The 18,046-nt window shown below is 63.1% G+C and carries 21 protein-coding genes; 12 read left to right on the top strand and 9 right to left on the bottom strand.

Annotation, left to right across the window (positions count from 1 at the left end):
* Window positions 1-219: 219 nt before the first annotated feature.
* Genes lptB through lptC form a run of 3 tightly spaced genes read right to left on the bottom strand, consistent with a single transcriptional unit; the run spans window position 220 to window position 2,337 of the window.
* Window positions 220-1,038, bottom strand: a complete 819-nt coding sequence (gene lptB / locus ACZYHG_RS12110; RefSeq protein ID WP_464613980.1) for an LPS export ABC transporter ATP-binding protein — start codon at window positions 1,036-1,038, stop codon at window positions 220-222.
* A complete protein-coding gene (locus ACZYHG_RS12105; RefSeq protein WP_464613979.1) occupies window positions 1,038-1,637 on the bottom strand; it encodes an LptA/OstA family protein in 600 nt (199 codons plus the stop codon). The genes lptB and ACZYHG_RS12105 overlap by 1 nt, the downstream gene beginning before the upstream one ends.
* On the bottom strand, window positions 1,624-2,337 hold the full coding sequence (gene lptC / locus ACZYHG_RS12100; protein WP_464613978.1) for an LPS export ABC transporter periplasmic protein LptC: 714 nt from the start codon (window positions 2,335-2,337) through the stop codon (window positions 1,624-1,626). The genes ACZYHG_RS12105 and lptC overlap by 14 nt, the downstream gene beginning before the upstream one ends.
* Before the next feature lie 357 nt (window positions 2,338-2,694).
* Between lptC and sppA the strand changes: the two genes are divergently transcribed.
* From sppA to lhpI, 5 genes are all read left to right on the top strand, one after another.
* Window positions 2,695-3,651, top strand: a complete 957-nt coding sequence (gene sppA, locus ACZYHG_RS12095; protein ID WP_464613977.1) for a signal peptide peptidase SppA — start codon at window positions 2,695-2,697, stop codon at window positions 3,649-3,651.
* Window positions 3,652-3,732: 81 nt separating this feature from the next.
* Complete coding sequence (locus tag ACZYHG_RS12090; RefSeq protein WP_006200394.1) at window positions 3,733-4,017, top strand: integration host factor subunit beta; 285 nt, start codon at window positions 3,733-3,735, stop codon at window positions 4,015-4,017.
* 31 nt (window positions 4,018-4,048) lie between these two features.
* Window positions 4,049-4,381 (top strand): DUF1049 domain-containing protein, encoded by a 333-nt coding sequence (locus tag ACZYHG_RS12085; RefSeq protein WP_464613976.1) that lies wholly within the window; start codon window positions 4,049-4,051, stop codon window positions 4,379-4,381.
* A 171-nt stretch (window positions 4,382-4,552) separates the two neighbouring features.
* Window positions 4,553-5,143 (top strand): hypothetical protein, encoded by a 591-nt coding sequence (locus ACZYHG_RS12080; RefSeq protein ID WP_464613975.1) that lies wholly within the window; start codon window positions 4,553-4,555, stop codon window positions 5,141-5,143.
* A gap of 75 nt (window positions 5,144-5,218) precedes the next feature.
* The gene (gene lhpI / locus ACZYHG_RS12075) at window positions 5,219-6,184 is read left to right on the top strand and encodes a bifunctional Delta(1)-pyrroline-2-carboxylate/Delta(1)-piperideine-2-carboxylate reductase (protein ID WP_464613974.1); all 966 of its coding nucleotides are present in this window, start codon (window positions 5,219-5,221) and stop codon (window positions 6,182-6,184) included.
* Here lhpI and ACZYHG_RS12070 read toward each other — a convergent pair.
* The 3 genes from ACZYHG_RS12070 to ACZYHG_RS12060 form a co-directional block, all read right to left on the bottom strand.
* Window positions 6,181-6,615: an EVE domain-containing protein gene (locus tag ACZYHG_RS12070; RefSeq protein WP_464613973.1), complete on the bottom strand. Its 435-nt coding sequence runs from the start codon at window positions 6,613-6,615 to the stop codon at window positions 6,181-6,183. The genes lhpI and ACZYHG_RS12070 overlap by 4 nt on opposite strands.
* Window positions 6,612-6,992, bottom strand: a complete 381-nt coding sequence (locus ACZYHG_RS12065; RefSeq protein ID WP_464613972.1) for a VOC family protein — start codon at window positions 6,990-6,992, stop codon at window positions 6,612-6,614. The genes ACZYHG_RS12070 and ACZYHG_RS12065 overlap by 4 nt, the downstream gene beginning before the upstream one ends.
* 78 nt (window positions 6,993-7,070) lie before the next feature.
* A complete protein-coding gene (locus ACZYHG_RS12060) occupies window positions 7,071-7,757 on the bottom strand; it encodes a helix-turn-helix transcriptional regulator (protein ID WP_464613971.1) in 687 nt (228 codons plus the stop codon).
* A gap of 132 nt (window positions 7,758-7,889) precedes the next feature.
* Between ACZYHG_RS12060 and ACZYHG_RS12055 the strand changes: the two genes are divergently transcribed.
* The 6 genes from ACZYHG_RS12055 to olsB all read left to right on the top strand — a co-directional run bounded on the left by ACZYHG_RS12055 (window position 7,890) and on the right by olsB (window position 14,995).
* Entirely contained in the window at window positions 7,890-8,975 is a 1,086-nt protein-coding gene (locus tag ACZYHG_RS12055) for an RsmD family RNA methyltransferase (RefSeq protein ID WP_464613970.1), read from the top strand.
* Window positions 8,976-8,992: 17 nt separating this feature from the next.
* Complete coding sequence (locus tag ACZYHG_RS12050) at window positions 8,993-9,850, top strand: TrmH family RNA methyltransferase (RefSeq protein WP_464613969.1); 858 nt, start codon at window positions 8,993-8,995, stop codon at window positions 9,848-9,850.
* 13 nt (window positions 9,851-9,863) lie between these two features.
* Window positions 9,864-10,349, top strand: a complete 486-nt coding sequence (lspA, locus tag ACZYHG_RS12045; protein ID WP_464613968.1) for a signal peptidase II — start codon at window positions 9,864-9,866, stop codon at window positions 10,347-10,349.
* Between the two features lie 53 nt (window positions 10,350-10,402).
* The gene (acuI, locus tag ACZYHG_RS12040; RefSeq protein ID WP_464613967.1) at window positions 10,403-11,392 is read left to right on the top strand and encodes an acrylyl-CoA reductase (NADPH); all 990 of its coding nucleotides are present in this window, start codon (window positions 10,403-10,405) and stop codon (window positions 11,390-11,392) included.
* Window positions 11,393-11,547: 155 nt separating this feature from the next.
* The gene (locus tag ACZYHG_RS12035) at window positions 11,548-13,830 is read left to right on the top strand and encodes a hybrid sensor histidine kinase/response regulator (RefSeq protein ID WP_464613966.1); all 2,283 of its coding nucleotides are present in this window, start codon (window positions 11,548-11,550) and stop codon (window positions 13,828-13,830) included.
* A gap of 289 nt (window positions 13,831-14,119) precedes the next feature.
* Window positions 14,120-14,995: a l-ornithine N(alpha)-acyltransferase gene (gene olsB / locus ACZYHG_RS12030; protein ID WP_464614666.1), complete on the top strand. Its 876-nt coding sequence runs from the start codon at window positions 14,120-14,122 to the stop codon at window positions 14,993-14,995.
* 63 nt (window positions 14,996-15,058) lie between these two features.
* Here the strand turns inward: olsB and ACZYHG_RS12025 are convergent, their stop codons facing one another.
* The 3 genes from ACZYHG_RS12025 to ACZYHG_RS12015 form a co-directional block, all read right to left on the bottom strand.
* Entirely contained in the window at window positions 15,059-15,691 is a 633-nt protein-coding gene (locus tag ACZYHG_RS12025) for a trimeric intracellular cation channel family protein (RefSeq protein WP_464613965.1), read from the bottom strand.
* A gap of 118 nt (window positions 15,692-15,809) precedes the next feature.
* Window positions 15,810-16,442, bottom strand: coding sequence for a nucleotide exchange factor GrpE (gene grpE / locus ACZYHG_RS12020; RefSeq protein WP_464613964.1), 633 nt, complete (start codon window positions 16,440-16,442; stop codon window positions 15,810-15,812).
* Window positions 16,443-16,622: 180 nt separating this feature from the next.
* The gene (locus ACZYHG_RS12015) at window positions 16,623-16,991 is read right to left on the bottom strand and encodes a hypothetical protein (RefSeq protein ID WP_464613963.1); all 369 of its coding nucleotides are present in this window, start codon (window positions 16,989-16,991) and stop codon (window positions 16,623-16,625) included.
* Between ACZYHG_RS12015 and ACZYHG_RS12010 the strand changes: the two genes are divergently transcribed.
* Window positions 16,984-18,006, top strand: a complete 1,023-nt coding sequence (locus ACZYHG_RS12010; protein WP_464613962.1) for a fatty acid desaturase — start codon at window positions 16,984-16,986, stop codon at window positions 18,004-18,006. The genes ACZYHG_RS12015 and ACZYHG_RS12010 overlap by 8 nt on opposite strands.
* Window positions 18,007-18,046 lie beyond the last annotated feature (40 nt).

The following is an 18,046-nucleotide window of genomic DNA, read 5'->3' as shown; positions in this document are numbered from 1 at the left end:
TGCTTGTCAAGGCAATAGCTAGCAAAACTCAATTACCGGAGCGTTATCTCGGAGTAAAACCGTACAAAAAGAGGTTACAGCGTGCGAAAAATCGCGTCAGGAAACAAATTTCACGCTCAAGGCAATTCTGCACGACAAGGCAATTCCAAGAAGAGCATGTACGCTTTTCCCGGGAAAAGCGCATAGCGCTTCCCTTGCGAATTGCGCAGGAAAAGAGAGTTAAAGCGTAAAACCCTCGCCGAGGTAAAGACGCCGCACATCCGGGTTCGCCACCACTTCATCGGCGCGGCCATGGGTCAGCACCTGGCCGGCGTGGATAATGTAGGCGCGGTCGATCAGGCCGAGCGTCTCACGCACATTGTGGTCGGTGATGAGGACGCCGATACCGCGTGCCGTCAGGTGGCGCACCAGTTGCTGGATATCGGCGACGGCGATCGGATCGATACCGGCAAAGGGCTCGTCAAGCAGCATATAGGCCGGGCGCGTCGCCAGTGCCCGCGCGATTTCCAGGCGCCGGCGCTCGCCGCCGGAGAGCGACATGGATGGCGCCTTGCGCAGATGGCTGATGTGAAACTCCTCGAGCAGTTCGTCGAGGCTGCGCTCGCGCACCTTGCGGTCCTTTTCGACCACTTCGAGCACGGCGCGAATATTCTGCTCGACATTGAGGCCGCGAAAGATCGAGGCTTCCTGTGGAAGATAACCGATGCCGAGCCGGGCACGGCGATACATCGGCATCGAGGTAACATCGAAGCCGTCGATCTCGATCGTGCCTTCATCCACCGGCACAAGGCCAGTGACCATGTAGAAACAGGTCGTCTTGCCGGCGCCGTTGGGGCCGAGCAGCCCGACGGCCTCGCCGGCACGCACGCCGATGGTGACACCGCTGACGACCTTGCGGCCCTTGTAGCTCTTGGTCAGCCCTTTGGCGATCAAGGTGCCCTTGAATTTTCCCGCATCGACGGTCACCGTGGCCGGTGCCGAAACCTTGCTGGCGGCCCGTCCCGGAAGACGCGCCGTCAGCGACGACAGGCTAGCCATCAGGGGTTCGTCGCTCCCGATTTCGCCGCATCCGCTTTCGGTGGCGGCGTCATCGACATGATGACACGACCGCCGCAACCATCGACGTTGGCGAGGCCAGTCTTCATCTGCACGGTCAGCTTGCAGCCCTTGAGCACGTTGGGGCCTTGCGACAGCACCACTTCCTTGCCCGACAGGACCAGCACCTGCGTCTTCATGTCGAAAGTACCGTTGTCGCCGGTCGCCACCTGGTCATCCGACTTGATATAGACCCTGTCGCTGACTTCGAGGTGATCGATGTTGGCGGAGCCGGTCATCGCAGCGCCTGCCGCTTCGGTGCCCTTGGCGGCGGCCTTGGGATCCTTGACGTAGTAAACCATCATCTTGCCGGCCTTGAGCAGGGTTGGTCCCTGCACGACGGTGACATTGCCGGTGAACACGGCAACATTGTCAGCCTGCCGAACCTCGAGCTTGTCGCTCTCTATCTGGATAGGCTTGTCGCCGGTCAATTTCAGGCCGGACAGGCTTTCGGCGCCGGATTGCGCCAGCGACGGTCCCAGCCCCAGCAGGAGCAGTGCCGAAGTCGCGGCTGCAAGCCGTGTTGAACTATTGAGCCACATTCGCTTCCTCGCCCTTTGCCTCGGCCGCCTTCAGAGCGGCGGGATCTATGTTGACGCGCACCCTGTTCTCGAACACCAGGACCTTGCCATTGTCCTGGACCGACATGGAATTCGCTGTGATCTGTGACCCGCCACGGCTGACATCGACGGGATCATCCGTCTTCATAGTGCCTTTGCCCATGTCGAGGAAGACCGATTTGAACTTGGCCTGCATGCCGTCGGTCGTTGTGATCGTGACGTCGCTGGTCAGTTTCATCGTATTGCCGTCGCGATCGTAGGTCCCGTGCGAGGCTTTGACCGCCGCCACATTGTCTGGCCCGACCGGCACCTTGGCGTCTATGCCTTCCAGCTCGATGATGCCTTGCGTGTTAACATCCTGAATCGCCCGCAGGGCCGTCATCGAATAAGGCTGCTTCTGCTTGGTGAAACCGTTGAGCTTGGGATTGGCCATAACCAGCTTGCCATTGGAAAAGGCCGTCCCTTCCGTCTGCACCGCTATCGCGACAGGTGCGGCCAGATAGGAATAAACCGGGAAGGCGACGGCGATCAATGCCGCGGCCAGGGGCACGGCGAATTTAAGCACGCGCACGCGGCGCGAATGACGCTGCGCGCGGTCGAACGCATCGCTGCGTGTCTGGCCATCCGCCGCGGGAGCCAACTCCATTTCTGGGTTGGTCGGTTCATTCGGTCGCGCTAACATGACTGCTTTCTTCTAAACCCCTGCCCGCCAGCGAGCACCGCCTATAGGTGGGGGGCCGGTGCCCTCAAGCAAGCACAAGCCCACGAAAACCGCAAAAATGTGACAACTGCCGCTGTACAAACGAAAACGAGGTCAGCACAACAGCCGGTACTTCATAGCAGAAATGGACGCGCCTGCGTCGTTTTTCGTCACCGCCATGCTCCCACTTACCTCGCGTCCCTTGCGCAGGCCAGTCACAAAACAGACAGCATGGGATGGCCGCGCGCGGATTGCCGCGCCACATGGAAGACGGAACAGCTTCCCGATCAAGACATCATGGTCTAAAAGCGTCTCTTCCCGCCGACTGTGAGGCTGACCATGGCATTGAGAGCCGACGACCTGATCGACCGCCGCCGTTTGCGGCGCAAGCTTACGTTCTGGCGTGTTGCGGCCATAGGCATCATCGCACTCGGCGTGATCGGGCTGTCGGCTTGGCTCTATGGCGACGATCTCGGCGGCTCGTCCATCGACCATATCGCCAAGGTCAGGATCGAAGGCACGATCACCGAGGACGAGGAACTGATCAAGCGGCTGGAGGACATCCGCAAATCCTCGAAGGTGAAAGGCGTGATCCTGGCGATCGATTCACCCGGCGGCACCACCGTCGGCGGCGAATCGATCTTTGAGGAGGTCCGCAAGGTGGCCGCCGACAAGCCTGTCGTGGCCGAAGTCGGTACGCTCGCCGCCTCGGCGGGCTACATGATCGCAAGTGCGGCCGACCATATCGTTGCCCGCAAGACCTCGATCGTCGGCTCGATCGGCGTGCTGATCCAGTATCCTGACGTTAGCGGCCTGATGGACAAGCTCGGCATCAAGCTGGAGGAGGTGAAATCCTCGCCGCTGAAGGCCTCGCCGTCTCCCTTCAAGCCGACCAATGACGACGAACGCGCCATGGTCCGCAAGCTCATCCTCGACAGCTACGACTGGTTCGTAGGCATCGTCGCCGACCGCCGCAAGATGACGCACGAGCAGGCGCTGGCTCTTGCCGATGGGTCGATCTTCACCGGCCGCCAGGGCCTCGCCAACGGGCTGATCGATGCCGTCGGCGGCGAAACCGAGGCGATCGACTGGCTGGCGACCAAGGGCGTAGACGCCAAGCTCAAGGTGGTCGAATGGAAAGACACGGACCGGCGCGGGAGCTTGCTATGGTCCAAGTCGATGGTGAAAACGATCGGCAGCGCGCTCGGCCTGCCGGATTACAGCGGCGATGTCATCCACGAACTTGGCGCCGACCGCTTGTTTCTTGACGGTCTCGTTTCCGTCTGGCACCCTTGAGATGCCGGTTGGGGCGAGTAAAAAAGCAAATAAAATCATCCTGATAATTTTGACCGCATCGCTTTCTCGGGGACCCGTCTGATGATCAAGTCCGAACTTGTGCAGATTATTGCCACGCGCAATCCGCATCTTTTCCTGCGCGACGTCGAAAACATTGTCGGCGCGATCTTCGATGAGATCACCGACGCCCTTGCCGAGGGCAACCGGGTCGAGCTGCGTGGCTTCGGCGCATTTTCGGTGAAAAACCGCCCCGCCCGCACCGGTCGCAACCCGCGCACCGGCGAATCCGTCGAGGTCGAGGAGAAATGGGTGCCGTTCTTCAAGACCGGCAAGGAACTGCGCGAAAGGCTGAACGGCGGCAAGTAGGCATCAGCGCCAGCTTCCGACGGAAAACATAATGCTCAATCGTTTCATGCTCATCGTGGTCTTCGTGCCCCTGGCGATCATCCTGATCGCCCTGGCAGTCGCCAACCGCGAACTTGTCGCCTTCACGCTGGATCCGTTCAATCCCGGCAATCCGAAGCTGACGCTAACCTTGCCGCTGTTCATCTTCCTGTTCCTGGCGCTTGCCATCGGCATGATTGTTGGCAGCTTGGCGACCTGGGTCAAGCAGGGCCGCTATCGAAAGCTGGCGCGCCAGCGCGGCGTGGAGGCGGAAAACCTGCGCCAGGCGGTCAGCCGCGCGCCATCGGTACCGCAGGCCCCGGTACTGCCGAAGCCGACCGCCTGACTCTCGGTCTCGCAGTATCTGCAAACATCGTTCTAAGAGAGACCAGGTCTTGGCGCCGCAACGACAATCATCAGGAAGATGGAGCGTATTTTATTTTCTGCTAATGTAATAACATGCTCTGGACCTACCAGCACCGGAACGCGTCCGGGCGGTCGTTTGGGGGATGAAGAGATGGCGGGAAATATATCTTTCGCCAAAGTGCCGAAACTGCCCGACAACTGGTGGACGGGCACCGACGCCGACACGGTCTGGCCGACCTGGGGCAAGACCACCTCCTATCTGTGGGGCGCCAATTCGGGCAATCAATTCATAGCGCGCGGTCAGCCGCTGAATGGCGGCGGCATGGCGAGTACGAGCGGACCGTCGCTCGGCCGGGGCCATCCGCAATATGTCGGCATCGACACGATGGAACTGTCACAGAAGGCCAATGATGGCGTGTTTGACACCCTCGCGGCGGGCCTTAAGGCCGGTGAGGATATCGTCGTCCCCGTGTTCATGAAGCACGGCAGTCCCGACAACGGCATCTACAGCCTCGGCACCGGTTACGGCCTCGACGTCAAGAATCACGTCCAGATTCACGCCTATATCTGGGCAAAGCTGCTGGAACTGATCGCGATCGCCGCCAATACGGAAATCCCGTCGATCATGTGGACGCCTGACGTAACACAGGCGACTCACGAATTGAGGAAGAACACGCAGGTGAAATTGCCCGATCTGGCGGCGGTGAAAGCCTGGGCAGCGACACTGGCGGCGGCTAACTGATCTCGGTCGCTCATCGCTTGACCGGCATGTCCCGACGGGGCATGGCAGACATCCGATGATAACGAGAGTTGCACCATGAAAATGATCGATGCCGCCGCGGTCGACCGTGCGCTGAGTTTTTCCGGCCTGGTCGAGACCTTGCGCATGGCTTTCCGAGACGGCGCGGTTCAGCCGGTAAGGCACCATCACCCCGTGGAGCGGCCTGACGGCGCCGCTTCGACCTTGCTGTTGATGCCGGCCTGGACCGATTTCCACGCCGCCGGCACGTCTTCCGGTGGCCACATCGGCGTCAAGATCGTCACCGTCTCGCCCGACAACAATGCCATCGGCAAGCCGGCTGTCATGGGGCTCTATCTCCTGCTCAATGGTGCCACCGGCGAACCGGAAGCCTTGATCGACGGACAGCGGCTGACTCAATGGCGCACCGCCTGCGCTTCGGCGCTCGCCGCTTCCTATCTGGCTCGCGAGGACGCTTCACGGCTCCTTGTGGTTGGCGCCGGCGCCCTGTCGCCGTTCCTTGCCAAGGCACATTCGGCCGTGCGGCCGATCAAAACCATCCGCATCTGGAACCGAACCCCGGCCAATGCCGAGAAAGTCGCGGCCGAGTTGCGCGCCGAAGGTTTTGCAGCCAGCGCCGCAACCGATCTCGATGCCGAGCTTGGCCAGGCCGACATCGTCTCCTCGGCGACGATCACCACCACGCCGCTGGTCAAGGGCGCGCTGCTGCGGCCGGGAACCCATGTCGATCTGGTCGGCGGCTTCACGCCGGCGATGCGCGAAAGCGATGATGACGCTATCGCGCGAGCCCGCGTCTATGTCGACACCCGCGCCGGTGCCACCAAGGAGGCCGGCGACATCGTCCAGCCCCTGGCCTGCGGCCTGCTGAAGCCGGAAGCCATTGTCGCCGATCTGCACGAACTGGCGCGCGACCAGAAGAAGGGCCGGGAGAGCTCCGACGAGATTACGCTGTTCAAGTCGGTCGGTGCCGCGCTCGAGGACCTTGCCGCCGGCATTGCCGTCTACAACGCACTCAAGGCCTAGCTCACCGCCGCCATTTTGGCGCCCATCGCCTGCGCGATCAGACCGAAATCGGCCGCGCTAACCGAAAACAGGCCAAAGCGAAGCTGGTAACCCCAGTTCGACTTGCCGGCGGTGAAGTCCAGCCGGCCAAGCAACGGCTTGATCGGCGCTTCTTCAGCCGTCGCCCAGTCGACATCGCGGCGGAACGGCGTGAAACCGGCGCCCATGTCGCCTTGATAGGGTTCTCCCTCTCGCACGGTGCCGATTGCCGTGAACGCATGCAGGCCATCCTTTTCACCCAAAATGGTGGTCGGCGAATAATACACAATGCCGTCGCCGGGCTTGACGCGGCGCAGAGGGGCCGCCTTGCCGTGGTTGACCTGCATGAAGCCGTCTTTCCGGCCGCGCCGGACATGTTCGGCCGACGCAACCGCGATCCAGTACGCGCTCATTTCTGTTCCCCGTCGTTCAGCCAGTAAACACGCAGACGATGATTGTCGGGATCGAGCGCAACGAAGGTGCGGCCAAAATCCAGGTCGGTCGGTGTCTGCAGGATCTTCAACCCGCGCCCGGCCCAGTCGGCATGGGTGGCATCGACCGCGTCGGGCGTCTCCAGCGCAAACACGATCTCGGAACCGCCACCGGCCGCTTCTGCCGCCGGCTCGACCGTATGGCGTGACCAGAGGCCGAGCTTGAAGCCGTTGTCGAGCACGAACAGCACGAAGGTCGGCGCGCTTTCGACCGGCTCGCGCCCCAGCAGCGCGCTGTAGAAGGCGCCGCTGTCAAGCGGCTTGTCGACATAGAGAATGACGAAATTCGGGGTGGTCATGATCGGCTCTCCAGGGTTCGGCGTTTCCATGCGCTAGACATAGGCCGGGCTACTGTCAGTTTCTGGCAGTAGCATTCATCACCCACGCGGTTTGTCTAACGTCGCCCGCCATTCCTTGAGCAACACCTGACGGCGACGCGGATAACGCGTATCGATTGTGTTGAGGCCGGAGATGCGATCGGCGCGAAAATGGCGGAAATCCTGCCGCATCTCGCACCACGCCACCACCATCCGCACCTTGTCGAAGAAGCCGAGCGCGAACGGCCACACCACGCGCTCGGATCCGGCGCCGCCTGCGTCGCGATAGAGAAAGCCGAGTTTTCGTTCGTGGCGGATGGCCTGCCGCACGATGCCGAGGTCGATGCCTTCAATGACCGTCATGGGCGGCCCGACCAGCAGCGTCGAGGCATCGAGATCCTCGCGCAGATCGTCGGGCAGCACGGCGGCGATCTTGGCCAGTGCGTTGGCGGCGGCGGCTGAAAGACGACGGTCCGGCTGCTTGGCGACCCAGCGCGAGCCGAGCACGATGGCTTCGATCTCCTCGTCGCTGAACATCAGCGGCGGCAGCATGAAGCCGGGTTTGAGCACATAGCCGAGCCCCGCCTCTCCCTCGATCGGCGCCCCCTGCCCCTGCAGCGTGGCGATGTCGCGATAGAGTGTGCGGATCGAGATCCTGAGCTCGTCGGCAAGCGTGCGCCCGCTCACCGGCCGGCGGTGCCGGCGCAGGCACTGGATGAGATCAAGCAGGCGTTCGGAGCGGGACATCCGCCAGATTTGCCTGTTTCTTTGACATTGGTCCATCGCTGGCCGACATGAACAGGAGAGGTAGCGGCAGACTTGGTTGCGAAGCCGGTTGCCCTATGCCAAAAGCGGCACGCCGCTCGGAGATGCTCCTGCTTGAAGTCTTTTCGCGACAAACGCCGCGACAACCGCCCGCCCGCAAAAGGCGGAACGGGAGACGCACGTCCGCACGAGGCGCGTGGCGCGGCACGGCCGGACGCCAGGCCGCGCGAGCGGCCCGAGGCCAGAACCGATGATCGAACCGAACCGAAAGCCGCACCGCGCATCCTCGCCCGCCGCGAAGGGGCGCTGCCCGCCGAGCAACTTCCGGTCATCCTGGAAGTAGCACCCAACGCGGATTATGCCCTGCTCGACAGCGGCGCCGGCGAAAAGCTCGAACAATATGGCCCCTATCGCATCGTGCGGCCCGAGGGCCAGGCGATCTGGCAGAAGGCCTTGCCGGCCAAGGACTGGGAGCGGGCCGACGCCATCTTCACCGGCGACACCGACGAGGAAGGTATCGGCCGCTGGCGTTTCCCGAAAACGCCGCTCGGCGAAACCTGGCCGATGAAGCATGACGGCATCGACTATCTCGGCCGTTTCACCTCGTTTCGCCATGTCGGCGTCTTTCCCGAACAGGCCTCGCATTGGGATCATATGGCGGGCCTGATCGCGTCGGCCAGGCGGCCGGTCAAGGTGCTCAACCTGTTCGGCTATACCGGGCTTGCCTCGCTGGTAGCGGCCCGCGCCGGCGCCGAAGTCACCCATGTCGATGCCTCGAAGAAGGCGATCGGCTGGGCACGTGAAAACCAGGAGATGGCCGGGCTTGGCAGCAAGCCGATCCGCTGGATCGTCGACGATGCGGTGAAATTCGCCGAGCGCGAGGAACGCCGTGGCAGCCGCTACGACATCATCCTGTTCGACCCGCCGGCCTATGGCCGCGGCCCCAAGGGCGAGGTCTGGCAATTGTTCGAGGACCTGCCGGCATTGACTGACCTCTGCCGCGCGATCCTGACGCCGAAGCCGCTGGCGGTGGTGCTGACCGCCTATTCGATCCGCGCCTCCTTCTTCGCCATCCATGCTCTGATTCGCGACACCTTCGCCGGCATGGGCGGCAGGGTTGAATCGGGTGAGCTGATCATCCGCGAAAAATCCGCCGGCAGGGCGCTTTCGACCTCACTGTTTTCGCGCTGGGTGGCCTGAATGCCCCGGAGTCCTGAATGAACGAACGGCATGCCGGCGCACCGGGCCAGGTGAAGGAAGTCACCAGCCTCGCCAATCCGCTGATCAAGGACATCAAGGCGCTCGCCTTGAAGAAATTCCGCGACCAGCAGAACGCCTTTATGGCCGAGGGCCTGAAGCTGGTCATCGATGCGCTCGACTTGGGCTGGCAGATCAGGACGCTTGTTTTCGCCAAGGCCGGGCGCGGCAATGCGGTGGTGGAAAAGGTCGCGGCGCGCACCGTTGCCGCCGGCGGCACTGTGCTCGAAGTCTCGGAAAAGGTTCTTGTCGCCATCACCCGCCGCGACAACCCGCAAATGGTGGTCGGTGTCTTCTCGCAGAAATTCCTCGCCCTTAGGGATATCCGCGCCGACAATGGCGACGTCTGGGTGGCGCTCGACCGGGTGCGCGATCCCGGTAATCTCGGCACCGTCATCCGCACCGTCGATGCCGTCGGCGCCAAGGGTGTCATCCTGGTCGGCGACACCACCGATCCATTTTCCGTCGAGACGGTGCGCGCCACCATGGGTTCGATCTTCGCCGTGCCTGTGGCCAAGGCGACGACCGAAGGTTTCCTTGCCTGGCGAGGCGGCTTCTCGGGCCTCGTCGCCGGCACGCATCTGAAAGGCGCCGTCGACTATCGCTCGGTCGATTTTTCCCGCGGGCCGGTGCTGCTGATGATGGGCAATGAGCAGCAGGGCCTGCCCGAGAGCCTGGCGGCGAGTTGCGACAGGCTGCTCCGGATTCCGCAAGCGGGCCGCGCCGATTCGCTCAATCTCGCCGTCGCCACCGGCATCATGCTGTTCGAGATCCGGCGCGGCGCGCTGAAGCTCGAACCAATCACCGACCAGCAATGAAGGTTGCCCGCCCGTGAGATCATGGTCCCCCTACGCGCTGCTCGTCGTCGCGGCCATTGCACTTGATCAGTGGATAAAGCACTTGGTCGAGACCGGCCTGCCCTTCCAAGAGAAGTTCGATCTGGTGCCGTTCCTGGCGCTGTTTCGTACCTACAACACCGGCATCGCCTTCTCGATGTTCTCCTCCTTCGGCGACACCGGCCTCGTGCTCATCGCCGTGCTGGTCGTCGCTTTCGTGCTCTACCTTGCCACCCGCACGCCATCGGCCCATGTCATCGCCCGCGCCGGCTTTGCCCTGATCATCGGCGGCGCGCTCGGCAATTTGATCGACCGCGCCGTCTACGGCCACGTCATCGACTACATCCTGTTCCACACGCCGGTCTGGTCCTTTGCCAACGTCTTCAACCTCGCCGACGCCTTCATTTCCGTAGGCGCGGCACTGGTTGTCTTCGACGAACTCATCGGCTGGCGGCGCGAGCCCAAGCCTTCGAAAGATTGACCGCAGGCGGCCATCGCCGCACAGTCCACACCGAGCAGCTCGCGGAGAAAAAGATGTCCGAAACCTTCAAAGCCATCCTCGTCTCGCGCGATGCCGACAAGAAGCAATCGGTGGCCGTGACCGATCTCACCGATGCCGACCTGATGGAAGGCGACGTCACCGTCGCGGTCGAGGCGACGACGGTGAACTACAAGGATGGGCTGGCCATTACGGGCAAGGCGCCAGTGGTCCGCCGCTGGCCGCTGGTGCCAGGCATCGATTTCGCCGGCACGGTGATCTCGTCTTCCAACCCCGACTGGCGCCAGGGAGACAAGGTCATCCTGAATGGCTGGGGCGTCGGCGAAACGCATTTCGGCGCCTATGCCGGGCACGCGCGTGTCAAGGGAGACTGGCTGGTGCCGCTGCCGACAGGCATCAGCGCGCATGACGCGATGGCGGTCGGCACCGCCGGCTACACCGCCATGCTCAGCGTCATGGCGCTGGAACGGCACGGCATCCTGCCCGATCGCGGCCCTGTGGTGGTGACGGGTGCTGCCGGCGGCGTCGGCTCGGTCGCGGTCTCCATCCTGTCCAGCCTCGGTTACCATGTCATTGCGTCGACCGGTCGCAACGCCGAAAGCCCCTATCTGATCAACCTCGGCGCCGCCGAGGTGATATCGCGCGATGAACTCAACCAGCCCGCCAAGCCGCTGGCCAAGGAACGCTGGGCCGGCGGCATCGATTCGGTCGGCAGCCACACACTGGCCAATGTGCTGTCGATGACCTCCTATGGTGGCGCTGTCGCGGCCTGCGGTCTGGCCGGCGGCATGGATCTGCCGTCGAGCGTGGCCCCGTTCATCCTGCGCGGCGTCTCGCTGCTCGGCATCGATTCGGTGATGGCACCGAAGGCTGTGCGCCTTGAGGCCTGGCGGCGCATCGGCTCCGATCTCGACCTGCAGAAGCTCGCCGGCCTGTCCAGGACCATCGGCTTCGACGACATCATCGATGCCGCGCATGATATTGTCGACGGCAAGATCCGCGGACGCGTCGTCGTCGACATGTGAGTTCACGGATTGGGTGGGTTCGCCGCCCGGAAGGGCTGGCGAAATTGACACGCCCTGGCGACAAATCCGGCTCGCCGGGCGAAAAGATGCGCATCCGCTAAAATTCGAACGATCCGCCGCAATTTTCCATAATCTCTGTCTGGCAAGGGTTTCGCATGATCGCGGAATCCGGCACGCAACAGGCAGATATTGGCGACGACGTCGATGCGGCACCCGCGGCGACACGGCGATTTATCGCCGCGCCGCCGCTGGTGCCCGAGCAGCAAGTGGTAAGGCCCGAAGGTCTGCCGCTGCTGACTTACGGTGCCATCATGATACTGGCCGGCCTCGCGCATCTGACCGGGGCGCCGATCTTCATCAGCCTGGCTTTGCTAGCCACCGGCCTCGCCGGCCTTGGCTTGCATCTGCATGCCAGACGCAGCGTCCACCGTACCGTGGTGCTGCTTGATGAGACCACCGCCCGCAGCCGCGCCGAAATCGAGACGCTGGCCGACCGCATGTGGGAGATGCAGGAGAGCGAGGAGCGTTTTCGCGGTCTCATCGACGCGCTTGGCGATCTTGTCATCCATCGCGACCGCGACGGCTACATCGTATACGCCAACAAGGTGTTCGCCGATCTGGTCGAAACCGATCAGCGTGATCTTGCCGGCAAGACCCTGGCCGAACTCGGCGTCGAGGTCGGCATCGTGCCCGATGCCGCCTTTTCCGACCATGAGTGCCTGAGTTCCACCGACGTCGCCATCCGCACGCCGAGCGGCCCGCGCTGGTTCTCCTGGATCGAACTGTCGGTGCGCGACAAGGACAGCGGTGCGGTTTCGCATCGCGCCATCGCCCGCGACATCACCGCCCGCAAGCGCGCCGAATCGTCACTGATCACCGCGCGCGAGCGCGCCGAATACGCCAGCCAGGCCAAATCGCGCTTTCTCGCCACCGTCAGCCATGAAATACGCACGCCGATGAACGGCATCATGGGCATGGCGAGGCTCTTGGCCGATACCAGCCTGTCGCCGGAGCAGCAAACCTATGTCGGCGCCGTCTCGACCTCGGCCAGCGCCCTGCTCGCTTTGATCGAGGATTTACTTGACTACTCCAAGATCGAGGCCGGTCGCTTCGATCCGGAACCGCAGCCGATGTCGGTGCGCGAGATCGCCGACAACATCATCGAATTGCTGGCCGCGCGCGCCTTCGCCAAGGACATCGGCCTCGGCTGCCACGTCGAACCGGATGTACCACAATTGATCACCGCCGATCCGGGCCGGGTCAGGCAGGTGCTGCTCAACCTCATCGGCAACGCCATCAAGTTCACCGAAGGCGGCGGCGTGCTGGTCAGCGTTGCGCGTGCCCGCACCGAAACCAGCGACCGCATCTGCTTCACCATCACCGACACCGGCCCCGGCCTGCGCGACGAGGACATGGAGCGTATTTTCGAGGAGTTCGAGCAGGCCGACGGCACCTCGACGCGCACGCATGGCGGCGCCGGACTGGGACTTGCCATCTCCAAACGCCTGGTGGCCGCCATGGGCGGCACGATCTCGGTCTCCAGCCGGCTTGGCCAAGGGTCGGAATTCGTCTTTGAAATCCCGGCCACCGAGGCCACCGAGGCGCCTCAAGGCCGGCTGAATGCGCTTGCCGGCAGGCGCGCGGTGATCCTGTCCAGGAACGCCATCGAGGCCGACGCCATCGCGCGCACCATCCGCGCCAATGGCGGCACCGCCGGTATCGCCACCAGCGTGGCGCAGGCCGCGCCCTTTGCCGACGGCTGCGACGTGCTGCTGGTTGACGCCGCCATGGAGGAAAGTGACGGGAGGCTGCTTAAAAGGTTGCGCCAAAGCGGCTTTTCCGATTGCGAAGCCATTACGCTGATCGCGCCGACCGACCGCGGCATGCTTGGCGAGTTCCGCGCCAGCGGGTATGCGACATTCCTTGCCCGGCCGGTGCGCGGGGCAACGCTTTTGCGTGTGCTTTTGACCAGCCATGCGCCGGCCCTTGCCCAGCCACAGCCGGAAAAGCGCCGCGTCCCGGCGCTTCGCGCCCCAGGTGAGCGCCAGCAGGGCCTGTCCGTTCTGATCGCCGAAGACAACGACATCAATGCCATGCTGGCGCGAGCCACGCTGCTGAAGGCAGGGCACCGCGTCAAGGTGGTCGGCAATGGCAAGGCTGCCGTCGAGGCCGTCACCAGCGCCGGGCACAAGAACCGCTTCGACGTGGTGCTGATGGATCTGCATATGCCGGTCATGGATGGGCTGGACGCCATTGCGGCGATCCGTCGCCATGAGGAGGAAACATCGGCGCCACCCGTGCCGATCATGGTGCTGTCGGCCGATAGCCAGGAAAAGACGCGCCACGCGGTGCTCGCCCACGGCGCCAGCGGCTTCGTCACCAAGCCGCTCGATCCCGACGCCCTGGTCAACGCTGTCGAGGGTCAGGTCGCCGCTTGAGCCGCCTTTTTTCCTGCGCGCGACCCGTGCATGTCGCCCTGAAATGACCCGGTTTCCGGGACGACGACATGCATGAAAACAACGAACTGAAGCGCGTCGCCCTACCTCGCGCTGACCCCGCCGCGCTTGATGTTTTCCTCACCGAACGTAGCCGGTTGAGCGTTTTCGCCAGCCGACGAAGTATTGCCCGCGACGCCGTATCACGGTACTGTCACAATCCTGTTGCACCTACACCGTATCCCCGTGCCAAGAGGGATGGCTCGAAGGAGAATCACTCGTGCATACAGTTATGCCGGAATGTGACACTCGGCCGAACGCCAGCAGCGCCTTGCTCGCCGGACGTAACGTCGATTCCGTCATAAAGGGCGCAGCACTCGGCCGTATCGGCAATCTCGAAGTGCGGCTTGCCCGCAACGAGGCCGAGATTGCGGCCGCTCAGGAAGTGCGTTACCGGGTATTTTACGACGAACTTGGCGCCAGGAAGGACCTGTTCCAGGCGCATGACCGCCGTGACGCGGACCGGTTCGATCCGCTCTGCGATCATCTGCTGGTCCTGGATACCACCCTTTCCGGCCCCGAACATCGCCGCATCGTCGGCACCTACCGGCTGCTGCGGCAAGAAATCGCGGCCACCGCCGGCGGCTTCTATTCCGAAGGCGAATTCGAGCTGACCAAGCTCATCGCCCGTCACCCCGGCCAGCGTTTTCTCGAACTTGGCCGTTCCTGTGTTTTGCCGCAATACCGCTCGAAGCGCACCATCGAGGCGCTGTGGCAAGGCATCTGGGCCTACATCAATCACTACGAAATCGGCGTGATGACCGGCTGCGCCTCATTCCATGGCACCGTGCCGGCCGCGCATGCCGAGGCGCTCACCTATCTCGCCCATCACTGCCGCACCAATTCGGCCTGGGACGTGCGCGCGGTGTCCGATCGGTACTGCTCCATGGACCTGATGCCGATCGAGGCGGTCAACGCCAAGACGGCGATCGCGGCGATGCCGCCTCTGGTCAAGGGCTATCTGAGGGTCGGTGCCCGCATCGGCGATGGCTGCGTCATCGACCGCGAATTCTCGACCGTCGACGTCTTCGTGGTGATGCCGGTCAAGGAGATCGGCGCCCGCTACGTCAACTACTATGGCGGGGAAGCGCAGCGCTTTGCGGCGTGACGAATAGCGAATAGCGACGCCGCGATTCTGCGGCTTGTCATCCTACCCCCTACTCGCTTCTTTTCACGGAATGTCTTCCGGCCGCCGGCCGGGGCGGCTCTTGTAGGACGGAAACGACCAGCCGAAACGCAGCGCACCGCCGCGCACGGCAAGCGCCACGACGAAACCGGCCAACCCCGAGACAATCTGCGGTAAGCCGGCGACGTCGCCCAGTGTGAAGATTGCGGCGCCCGCCAGAGCGGCCGTGACGTAGATCTCCGGCCTCAGCAACACCGATGGCTCGCCGGCCAGCAAATCGCGCAATATGCCGCCAAAGGTCGCGGTCAGCATGCCGGTGATGATCGAAACGACCGGCGAGCCGGTGATGGCCAGGCCCTTTGCCGCTCCCATCACCGAAAAGGCGGCCAGCCCGATGGCGTCCAGCCACAGCAGCAGCTTGTAGCGGGATTCGACCCGATGCGCGGTGAAGAAGACCAGCACCGCCACCACCGCGCAGATCAGCACATAGTCGCGGTTTATCACCCAGAACACCGGCACATTGAGGATGAGGTCACGAAACGTGCCGCCGCCGATACCGGTGACGCTGGCCAGGAACAGGAACCCGATGATGTCGAGCTGTTTGCGCGACGCAGCCAGCGCCCCGGTCGCCGCGAAAACGGCGACACCGGCATAGTCGAGAAGGGCGATGGGATGCATGGAACGCCAAGGCAGTAGGGGAATAGGGCAGTAAGGCAGTATGTTTAACACGAAGCCGGAGGGTTGGGACGCCCCTATCCTCCTACTGCCCTACTGCCCTACTGCCCTACTGCCCGAACTACGCATCCTTCTCCGCCTGCTCATTCACCGGCCCCGGTTCGACCGGCGCCTCGGCTGCGAACTTAGGGCCACCCTTGGCGACGCCGACCATGGCCGGACGCAGCACGCGCTCGCCGATCGAATAGCCCGGCTGCACGACCTGGACCACGGTGTTGGCTGGAACATCGGGGTTGGGCACTTCGAACATCGCCTGGTGGAAATTGGGATCGAACTTCTCGCCTTCCGGCGTAAGCTTCTTTACCCCATGGCGCTCCAGCGCCGACAGCATGGCGCGCTCGGTCAGGTCGACGCCTTCGATCAGCGCCTTGAAGCCGGCGTCGCCCGACGCCTTGGCCTCAGCCGGTATGGCGTCCAGCGCGCGGCGCAGATTGTCCGACACCGACAACATGTCGCGGGCGAAATTCGCAACCGCGTAAGTGCGGGCGTCGTGCACGTCGCGCGCGGTGCGGCGGCGCAGGTTTTCCATCTCGGCCGCGACGCGCAGCGCGCGGTCCTTCAGCTCTTCATTTTCCTTCAGCAGCCGCACAAGCGCTTCATAGTCGCCGTCGATGCTGCCTTCCGTGCGCTCGGCATTGGCCTCGGCCGCTTCGGCTTCACTGGGCGCGCGTTCGTCTTTTGCCTGGTCGCTCATCGCCGTTTCCCGTCATCTCGAATGGTGTGGATTTTGTGCCCGATATCGAGGTTTGGCAGCCAAAAATCAAGGGGTAAGCGCCGGAGGCGGCGATCTGATGGATATGCAGGCGAAGATCACGCCATTTCAATTTTAATTCAAATTTTACCGTAACCGCCGGCTTTACTTGCCCTGATAGAGCTATGGGGGAACCATTCCCTTGCTGGAGGAGTTTCGAAACCGACAAAGGATTTTGAGATGATGACCAACAATAAAGCCGAAAAGGGAGCAGGGCTCGCTGGCGAAGTCCGGCGCCAGTTTGGCGCCGAGGCGATGACGCGCTTTCTGCGCACTTTGCCGACCTTCCGCCCTGAAGCTGGCATTCCTGACCGTTTCCGGGAATTGCTCGACCGCCTTGATGGCGCGGAGAATGATAATGCGGGCCGGCGCGATCAGTAAGGCATCCGTCCAAAGCCTGCTCGGTCGATAAGCGTCAATTACGCGCAGTAATTTCACGTGATCCTCGCCTTGCGGCGGCCACACGCCCCGCCTATGCTTCCTGATGAACATGATTTCCCCCGATGCGGCCGCCAACAGCAAGCGCGCCTGGTTGAAGATTCTGGCGCGCTACAAGAAGCCGGACCGGCGGCGCAGCGCCATCGAACTCGCCATCACCCTCATCCCGTTTGCCACGCTCTGGGCGCTGTCCTCGGCCGCCTATGCCTATGGCCATTGGTGGGGCCTGATCCTGATCCTTCCGGCGGCCGGGTTCCTGGTGCGCATCTTCATGATCCAGCACGATTGCGGCCATGGCTCCTTCTTCGCCAACCGCTATGCCGACGACTGGATCGGCCGGGCGCTCGGCGTCCTGACGCTGACACCCTATGATTGCTGGCGGCGCGCCCACGCCGTGCATCATGCCAGCGCCGGCAATCTCGATGAGCGCGGCATGGGCGACATCCGAACGCTGACCGTTGCCGAATACCGACAATTGTCCTGGCGCGGGCGCCTTGGCTACCGTCTCTATCGCCATCCCCTGGTGATGTTCGGGCTGGGACCGATCTGGCTGTTCATCTTCTCGCAAAGGCTGCCGATCGGCATGATGCGCGGCGGACTGACGCCCTGGGTGTCATCCATGACCACCAATCTCGCCATCGCGCTTGCGGCAGCCCTGCTTATCTGGGCCGTCGGCCCCGGTGCCTTCCTGGTTGTTCATCTGCCGATCGTTATCCTCGCCGGTTCGGCCGGCGTCTGGCTGTTCTATGTCCAGCACCAGTTCGAGGAGACGGAATGGGAAAAGGACGACGACTGGGAATTCCAGCACGCCGCCTTGCATGGCTCGTCCTACTACGACCTGCCGCCGGTGCTGAATTGGTTCACCGGTAACATCGGCGTCCACCACGTCCACCACCTCTCCGCCAAGGTGCCGGGCTACCGGTTGCAGGAAGTGTTGCGGGACTATCCAGAGCTGCGCGGCATCGGTCGCGTCACGCTGCTCGACAGCCTGCGTTGCGTCAAACTGGCGCTGTGGGATGAAAGCCGCCGCAAGCTGGTGTCGTTCCGCGAAGCACGGGCGGTTATGTAGGTCAATTCCAGGAAAAGTGTGAACGGTTTTGCGTCCGGAA

Source organism: Mesorhizobium subarcticum, from assembly GCF_055456085.1.
The sequence above is the reverse complement of the archived record's forward strand: the minus strand, read 5'-3'. Positions and strand labels throughout refer to the sequence as shown.

Coding starts and splice junctions, on each gene's coding strand:
- lptB (WP_464613980.1), bottom strand. CDS start 1,038: ATGGCTAGCCTGTCGTCGCTGACGGCGCGTCTTCCGGGACGGGCCGCC.
- ACZYHG_RS12105 (WP_464613979.1), bottom strand. CDS start 1,637: ATGTGGCTCAATAGTTCAACACGGCTTGCAGCCGCGACTTCGGCACTG.
- lptC (WP_464613978.1), bottom strand. CDS start 2,337: ATGTTAGCGCGACCGAATGAACCGACCAACCCAGAAATGGAGTTGGCT.
- sppA (WP_464613977.1), top strand. CDS start 2,695: ATGGCATTGAGAGCCGACGACCTGATCGACCGCCGCCGTTTGCGGCGC.
- ACZYHG_RS12090 (WP_006200394.1), top strand. CDS start 3,733: ATGATCAAGTCCGAACTTGTGCAGATTATTGCCACGCGCAATCCGCAT.
- ACZYHG_RS12085 (WP_464613976.1), top strand. CDS start 4,049: ATGCTCAATCGTTTCATGCTCATCGTGGTCTTCGTGCCCCTGGCGATC.
- ACZYHG_RS12080 (WP_464613975.1), top strand. CDS start 4,553: ATGGCGGGAAATATATCTTTCGCCAAAGTGCCGAAACTGCCCGACAAC.
- lhpI (WP_464613974.1), top strand. CDS start 5,219: ATGAAAATGATCGATGCCGCCGCGGTCGACCGTGCGCTGAGTTTTTCC.
- ACZYHG_RS12070 (WP_464613973.1), bottom strand. CDS start 6,615: ATGAGCGCGTACTGGATCGCGGTTGCGTCGGCCGAACATGTCCGGCGC.
- ACZYHG_RS12065 (WP_464613972.1), bottom strand. CDS start 6,992: ATGACCACCCCGAATTTCGTCATTCTCTATGTCGACAAGCCGCTTGAC.
- ACZYHG_RS12060 (WP_464613971.1), bottom strand. CDS start 7,757: ATGTCCCGCTCCGAACGCCTGCTTGATCTCATCCAGTGCCTGCGCCGG.
- ACZYHG_RS12050 (WP_464613969.1), top strand. CDS start 8,993: ATGAACGAACGGCATGCCGGCGCACCGGGCCAGGTGAAGGAAGTCACC.
- acuI (WP_464613967.1), top strand. CDS start 10,403: ATGTCCGAAACCTTCAAAGCCATCCTCGTCTCGCGCGATGCCGACAAG.
- ACZYHG_RS12035 (WP_464613966.1), top strand. CDS start 11,548: ATGATCGCGGAATCCGGCACGCAACAGGCAGATATTGGCGACGACGTC.
- olsB (WP_464614666.1), top strand. CDS start 14,120: ATGCCGGAATGTGACACTCGGCCGAACGCCAGCAGCGCCTTGCTCGCC.
- ACZYHG_RS12025 (WP_464613965.1), bottom strand. CDS start 15,691: ATGCATCCCATCGCCCTTCTCGACTATGCCGGTGTCGCCGTTTTCGCG.
- grpE (WP_464613964.1), bottom strand. CDS start 16,442: ATGAGCGACCAGGCAAAAGACGAACGCGCGCCCAGTGAAGCCGAAGCG.
- ACZYHG_RS12010 (WP_464613962.1), top strand. CDS start 16,984: ATGAACATGATTTCCCCCGATGCGGCCGCCAACAGCAAGCGCGCCTGG.
- ACZYHG_RS12015 (WP_464613963.1), bottom strand. CDS start 16,991: ATGTTCATCAGGAAGCATAGGCGGGGCGTGTGGCCGCCGCAAGGCGAG.